Source organism: Acinetobacter sp. TYF_19 (assembly GCF_043105125.1).
GTDB lineage: Bacteria > Pseudomonadota > Gammaproteobacteria > Pseudomonadales > Moraxellaceae > Acinetobacter > Acinetobacter johnsonii.
This window is the reverse complement of sequence record NZ_JBICLH010000036.1, coordinates 1-7,125: the sequence shown is the minus strand read 5'-3', so window position 1 is coordinate 7,125 and position 7,125 is coordinate 1. Positions and strand designations below refer to the sequence as shown.

Annotated in this window: 7 protein-coding genes and 1 pseudogene; 6 read left to right on the top strand and 2 right to left on the bottom strand. The window is 35.0% G+C overall.

What is annotated here, in order from left to right; genetic code table 11:
* On the bottom strand, positions 1-1,449 hold a 1,449-nt coding region (locus ACF8FD_RS03885), incomplete at its 3' end, for an iron-containing redox enzyme family protein (protein WP_392453217.1).
* A gap of 734 nt (positions 1,450-2,183) precedes the next feature.
* Here ACF8FD_RS03885 and ACF8FD_RS03880 point away from each other — a divergent pair.
* The 4 genes from ACF8FD_RS03880 (at position 2,184) to ACF8FD_RS03865 (ending at position 5,810) form a co-directional block, all read left to right on the top strand.
* Complete coding sequence (locus ACF8FD_RS03880; protein ID WP_171333651.1) at positions 2,184-2,324, top strand: hypothetical protein; 141 nt, start codon at positions 2,184-2,186, stop codon at positions 2,322-2,324.
* 65 nt (positions 2,325-2,389) lie between these two features.
* Positions 2,390-2,686, top strand: a complete 297-nt coding sequence (locus tag ACF8FD_RS03875) for a hypothetical protein (protein WP_004981674.1) — start codon at positions 2,390-2,392, stop codon at positions 2,684-2,686.
* 71 nt (positions 2,687-2,757) lie between these two features.
* Positions 2,758-3,441 carry a DUF421 domain-containing protein gene (locus ACF8FD_RS03870; protein WP_114392975.1) on the top strand — a complete coding sequence of 228 codons (684 nt, stop codon included), beginning with the start codon at positions 2,758-2,760 and terminating at the stop codon, positions 3,439-3,441.
* Positions 3,442-3,731: 290 nt separating this feature from the next.
* On the top strand, positions 3,732-5,810 hold the full coding sequence (locus ACF8FD_RS03865) for a catalase (RefSeq protein ID WP_205667044.1): 2,079 nt from the start codon (positions 3,732-3,734) through the stop codon (positions 5,808-5,810).
* A 67-nt stretch (positions 5,811-5,877) separates the two neighbouring features.
* On the opposite strand, the gene ACF8FD_RS03860 is transcribed toward ACF8FD_RS03865, so the two are convergent.
* Positions 5,878-6,018, bottom strand: a complete 141-nt coding sequence (locus ACF8FD_RS03860; protein ID WP_004981682.1) for a hypothetical protein — start codon at positions 6,016-6,018, stop codon at positions 5,878-5,880.
* A 215-nt stretch (positions 6,019-6,233) separates the two neighbouring features.
* Here ACF8FD_RS03860 and ACF8FD_RS03855 point away from each other — a divergent pair, with 215 nt between their 5' ends.
* Together ACF8FD_RS03855 and ACF8FD_RS03850 are read left to right on the top strand one after the other, a co-directional pair.
* Positions 6,234-6,884 carry an SOS response-associated peptidase family protein gene (locus ACF8FD_RS03855; protein ID WP_005324289.1) on the top strand — a complete coding sequence of 217 codons (651 nt, stop codon included), beginning with the start codon at positions 6,234-6,236 and terminating at the stop codon, positions 6,882-6,884.
* 107 nt (positions 6,885-6,991) lie between these two features.
* Positions 6,992-7,125 (top strand): annotated as a pseudogene (locus ACF8FD_RS03850) (LexA family transcriptional regulator); the annotation flags it as partial.

The window sequence follows — 7,125 nt, the reverse complement described above, 5'->3', positions numbered from 1 at the left end:
CCTTAAATTTAGCTCAATTAGGGGCGCTTTGCATTTCCAATCTTTGTGCAACAAAGCCCCTAAGAATGGGAAAATATACTCAACTACTTTTTGCGTAGCCCATAAACCAATTTCTTGGTGATGTTGATGTGGAGCTAAATATGGCATCAATTTGCTAATTTTATGCCCAGTATTTGTAGATATCTGAATTTGCTGCTGTAACAGCAATAATTCCTTTTCTGACAAATAACTAAAATCATTTAGTTCGATAAAGTTTTTTATATATTCTGTATTTACTGGGTTAATGCGTCTACTTAAATTAGTACCCGCAATCCAATCATAAATAAAAGCTTTTTCTGCAGCAGAGAAAACTCCAAACATTTTCCCATCTTCATCATTGATCATTTTCCAAAATCGGCTATGTTCAGGATTTTCGTTAAGCTTAATCCATCCTATTTTTGTTAGCTCAAGAATGAATTCCTCAACCTGATCTTCTTCTGATAGCCATGAATTTACAGACTTATTCTTAAACTTGCATTTCTCATTATGCATGTGCTTTCCAACCAAAGCTTTGCTCTTGAAAATGTCCAGAACCACTTGCTCAGTATTTAGGTTCTTTATTATTTGAACTGAGCTAACTCCCCGATTATTCAACAAAAAGCCTATCTTTAATTTACGAATAAATTCGGATTGATTTGGGTAACGTTTGGCTAAAGACATGACCGCATTTGTAGCTAAATGAGCATGTCCATTATCAAAGTTATCAATTGTAATGTGTAGGTTAAAATATTTGGAATCAATACCTAACTCTTTAAGTTCATAATTTGTAATCAGTAAATGAAGTGGTAGTTGTTCGTATCCAAAATTAAAACCTGCAATCTCGGGTATAAAATCTGATGGAGCATAAGCTAAAGCTAATTGTATTGCTGACTGGTGATAATATTCATCAGGCAAATTCATTGAAAATTGATGAAGACCAAGTGATAGAAGTAATTTATTGAAAAGTTTTACATGGTTACTTTGACTGGAACCTAACCCCAACTCCTCAACATATATCTGTATAAAGTCTCTAAAAGCTGGATCATTCCAGTACTGTGTAAAGCTATAAAGCCAAGCCCCGTCTACACGTTTGGTCGGTGCTACTTTGTATAAAAACTCATAAGCTTTACTTGTAGTTCCAAAAAACTCCCTTGCACTCCCATTTTCACGCCTTTCTAAGTACTCTTTGTAATGCAAGCATTGTGTTTTATTTTGTTTCTGCATCCAGACTGCCAATTGATCAACATTAGTAGGAAAATCAGAGAAATCACTATCCAAATGAAGTATTTCGTTTTCTAGGAAATGAAAAGCTTTCAACTCTTTTGCAGAACGCGACACTGATGGATCTAAGAAAAATTGTGTTATTTCAAAATATTTCTGATGGGCATCGGTTATTAAATTTAAAATTCTCTCTTTTACTGCAGTAGGCATTATAATTCTCTCGCGGTAAATAACTTATACCAACATAATTGACACTTGTACTTAATTAATTAACAACTTTGAAAAGAAACGTTAATAAATGTAACCTCATAAATTAATTAGCAACACAATTTAACATTTTAATTAAATATTTATACTTTTAAAAATAAGTAAAACCTTAATATTTGTGATACCCATCACATTACTTCTCAATTTAATTAATAAATATTTAAAAAATAAATCTCTTAAAAAGCACTCTCTAGAGTCAAAGAAAGTAAATTCAGCACTAATCAAAAAATTAAAAAAACTTAAATCAAATAATTATATAGAGCATACTGACTTGCTTAAGAAAGGTGGATCTAAAACCAAGAAACAAATGTTGGCACATTTTTCTATGTAATACTCTATAAAAACAAATTCTTCTCTTATAAAACAGATATCAAATCAAAAACTTAATTCTTAATTCTTAATTCTTAATTCTTAATTCTTAATTCTTAATTCTTAATTCTTATCTATATATGAATATCTTTAAAAATTAATAAAAATATTAATGTTAACCGTTTGTAATATATCAAATATATATATTCATTAGTTATCAATACTTAACACTGCAAACTAAACACAATTTAACTAAAAAATTAAAATGTAACATCTTGAATATTTTACAACCATGTAATCATGCTATTAATAATATATCTACCAATTAATTAATGTAGATTAATTCTAATCTTATGAGGTTCAATAAAATGACTAATCAAAATCAGCAGAAGGATAATAAACGTCAGCAAAACCAGCAAGATGACAAGCAAAGTCAGCAAAATCAGCAGGGCGACAAGCAACGTCAGCAAAACCAGCAAGATGACAAGCAAAACCAACAGCGAAAATAGTAGTTAGGTTAATAAAGCAAAAATACTAGAATTCTTTCATTAGTTTAATAGAGTTGGAGTTCATTATGACTATCAATGACCATCAAGACGAAAACCCAATCAAGCATGATTGGCGTACAGATTATTCAAACCGCCCATATTACGGCGATATCCAAAGAGAACTTCCTGATGTGGATTATGACCGTGATCTTCGTTCAGCCTATGAACTAGGTCAGCATGCCCGTAATGAGCGTGGTACTGATGCACGATTTGAAGATTCCGAAAGTGATTTGAAAGTAAAATGGGAAGAACTAAAGGCTGAATCACGCTTAAAGTGGGAACAAGCCAAACATGCGATTAAAGATGCATGGGACAAAATGTAAGCCAATATAATGATAATGAGCCTTTTAGGCTCATCATCAGCACATCTAAATAATAATTAAATAGGTGTAAAATGGACTTTATAAAAATACTATTAGCTGATACTACATTTACTTTTGCAGCAGAAATTGTACTTCGTAGTGTCTTGATGTACTTCCTGATTATCTTAGTTTTAAGATTTTCTGGTAAACGTGGTGTTAGGCAACTTTCCATCTTTGAAATCGCAATTATTCTTAGTTTAGGATCTGCTGCTGGCGATGCTATGTTCTATGAAGAAGTTCCTATCATTCATGCTGTCATCGTTTTTGCAGTAATTATGGCTTTGTATCGCTTAACAACTTACTTAATGATGAAATCCGATGCTTTTGAGACCGTATTGGAAGGTCGACCTATATACATCGTCAAAAATGGTTTACTGATTGTTGAGGATATTAAGCAAGAAAAGTATTCATATGATGAGTTCTTTGCTGAAATGCGCCAAAAGAAGATAGAGCATCTTGGACAAGTTAAAATGGCACTGCTTGAGACTGATGGCTGCCTAAGCGTGATCCCATATTCTAAAGAAAATATAAAATGGGGCCTTCCTCTATTTCCCGATGAATACCAAATCGCAGATCATCACAATGTAGATCACTTTTATTCTTGTATGTTGTGTGGTCAAACCCAACATTTAAATCATTTAAATGAAGAATGTCCACGCTGTCAAAATACCAAATGGGCTAAATCCTGTTTGTATTGCGAGGAATATAAAAATTAATAAGCTTTTGTTTTGACTTAGATTAATTCAATATTATTTAAAATGAATAGTTTAAGCGAACAAAAAATACACATTTCTTTACCTTACTCAAAGAGTAAATACTTAAAGTTTATATGGGTATCTTTGATCCAAAAAAGAGTTTTCTTGCAAGTAACTCATATTCGATTGTAGATAACCTATTAAATTGTATAAGCACAAAATATCCGTCAACAAATAAGCCATTAACTTACGTGAAAATAAATACTTATTTTCATAAAACGTTATAAAGCAAATGTATAAGAGAATGTGATATGAAAGAACCAAATACACCAAAAATCGACCAGCTTTCTGAGGAAGCATACGTGGATCCTATAGGTAAAACTCTTACCACTTCTTTAGGTGTTCCCGTAGCTGATAATCAAAATAGTCTAAAAATTAATGAGAAAGGCCCTACTCTTCTCGAGGACTTTCTTCTAAGGGATAAACTTATTCATTTTGATCGTGAGCGTATTCCAGAACGTGTTGTACATGCTCGGGGGGTCGGTGCTCATGGTTACTTTCAAGCTTATACCGGTAATGAAAAATGGACTAAAGCTAAGTTCCTAACGGACACAAATAATCAAACCCCTATCTTTGTCCGTATTTCTACAGTTCAAGGTGGGCGAGGTTCGGCTGATGTCGTTCGAGATGTACGAGGTTTTTCTATAAAATTTTATACTGAAGAAGGAAATTATGATTTGGTGGGGAATAATATCCCTGTCTTCTTCATTCAGGATGCTATTAAATTTCCGGACTTTGTTCATGCAGTAAAACCAGAAGATGCCAATGAAGTTCCAACTGGTCAATCTGCCCATGATACTTTCTGGGATTTTATTTCTTTAAACACCGAAGCATCACATATGACTACTTGGATAATGTCTGATAGAGCAATTCCAAGAAATCTACGCTCTATACAAGGTTTTGGTGTTCATACATTTAGATTGATTAATAAGAATAATGAAGCATTCTTAGTGAAATTCCATTGGACTCCAAAGCAAGGGGTAGCTCAAGTCGTCTGGGATGAAGCCCTAAAAATTAATGGCAAAGATCCCGATTTTCACAGACGTGATCTGTGGGATGCTATTGAGCGTGGCAATTACCCGGAATGGGAATTAGGCGCACAAATTTTCTCTGAAGAAGATGCAAAACAATGGGACTTTGATGTCTTAGATGCTACAAAATTAATCCCAGAAGAACTTGTACCAGTCACTCCACTAGGTAAATTTGTTTTAAACAAAAATACAGATGATTTTTTCGCAGAAACAGAACAAGTTGCTTTTAGTCCTGCAAATATTGTCTCAGGTATAGATTTTAGTAACGATCCCCTTTTACAAGGACGGCTGTTTAGCTATACGGATACTCACTTACACAGACTAGGTACGGTAAATTTTAATCAAATTCCAATTAACAAACCCGTTTGTCCTTTTCATACGAATAGACGAGGTGGTTATGCTAATCACGAAGTTTATAAAGGAAAGGCAAATTATGAACCTAATTCTGTTGATGAAAATTGGCCAAGAGAATCACCTAATGACGGTGGTGCCTTCAAGACACATCCTGAAGAAGTACAAGGCAGCAAACTAAGAGTTCGACCAGAAAGTTTCGCTGATCATTTCTCGCAAGCCACAATGCACTACCATAGTTTGGAAAAATATGAACAACAGCATATTAAGGATGCATATTCTTTTGAATTATCTAAGGTTAAATCGGAAGATATCCGCAGACGTGTAGTTTACGCTGTCTTAGCTAATATTGACTTGGACTTAGCTGAATATGTTGCCAAAGAGTTAGGTATTAAAACTCCCCCTAAACAGCAAGATAGTCTGCACCAGCCCGCAATTGCATCTTCGAAAAGATTAAGTACCTCATCTTTTCCTGCATCTGATATTAAACAGCGAAAAATTGCCTTGCTCGTTCATGACGATGTAAATGCATCATCAATAGATGATATTAAAATATGGGCTGAAGCAGAAAAAGCTATTGTGGAAACTTTAGCACCGAAAGCAGCCCCTGTTAAATCTAGTGATGGCAATGAAATACCAGTAGATGGGAGACAAAATGGCGAGCCTTCAGTGACTTATGATGCCGTAATCGTGGTTGATGGGAATAATTTAGAAGTATTTAAGGCTGATGGAGTTTCTAAACATTATGTATTAGAGACATATAAGCATCTCAAACCTATTGTTTTCCTCGGTGATAAATGCGCTTTAATAGATGAGTTTCAGCTCAGTAAGGATGCAGCTCTATTCTCTACTCAAAATTTTAAAGAGATCCAAGATCAATTTAAACAAGCTATTCAAAATCACCGTTTGTGGGATAGAGAAAAAGTTGTCGCAGCTATTCCAGCATGAATTTATTTGAGATTAAAAGTAGTGTAAGCATTTGATTTCAAAAAGCCCTCGACGAGGGCTTTTTGATCTACTTTTGCTCTTTAAGCGGGTTCTCGGGCTCTTCATTAGGTTTTTTTTGGGGATCCGGATTCTGATAGGTTTTCTGATCACCCTTGTCATCGTTTGATTCTTTTTGAGGATTGGACTCTTGCGTTTGTTTATTAGTCATAGCGATTCCATCACCAGTATAGCTTATATAAATAAATATGACTTGTAGAGCTGAGTATCAATTATAGATATGTAAAACTCACTGTTTTTAGGTTTAATACTGCAAATTCTTATGTGAGCACTGCGTTGACGATACTAAATTGTTTTGAAATCATTTTATTCTTAGTTGGGTTATTATTTGAGCGATGATTACAAAGAATAAAAAGGGATAAGTCTATGTGCGCAAACTTTGAAGCTATCAGAAAGAATCGTGCTTTTCTCCTAGATCTCCCTGAGCCTGATCAGTTGGAGTTCCCTGAAGACATTTTCCCGAACTATCCTTCACCTTTGATCTTTTCCAATGACGGCAAGATCGAATGGAGATCAGTTAATTTTGGAATGATTCCCAAATGGGCCAAGGAAAAGAATTTCGGCAAGTACACATACAATGCCCGGACTGAGACGGTCGCTGAGAAACCCAGTTTTAGGGAAGCTTGGCATAAGTCTCAGTTTGGCTTGATTCCAGTCGAAACCATCTTTGAACCTAAATATATTGACGGGAAATCTCACTGGTATGGGATTGCTCGTGAAGATGGCATGCCCTTTACAGTGGCGGCCATATACGAGAATGCTGTCATCAATGGAGAGCAAATCCGATCGATGAGTATGCTCACTATCAATGCTGATAAACACCCTTTCATGAAGCAATTCCATAAGCCTAAAGATGAGAAGCGTTCGATCATCGTAATCCCTGATGAATACCGCAAAGAATGGCTGAATTGCAGCTTTAAAGAGGCGCATGAATTCTTCTTTGAAATGCAGGATGAGTACATCTCCTTCCCTAAATCCCGCTTATCCGAAAATGGTGCTCAACCTAATTTAATTTGAAGGTGCATTGATTATCCACAGCTTTTAAATTTGAAATTTAATTTGCCACCGACTATCCTAAAAAAAGAGTTCAGTTCCAAACACGCCTCGTAGCGTAGGAGTCAAACATGTCAAAGAAACTACCGATCTATTTCTCGGATGACGTCTGGTCATTCCTTCAAACACTTATGGGCCCAGATGGCGCTCCAAGTCCTACAGTCAATACTGTATTTGAAAAAATACAAAAAGAGCATGAGCTAGG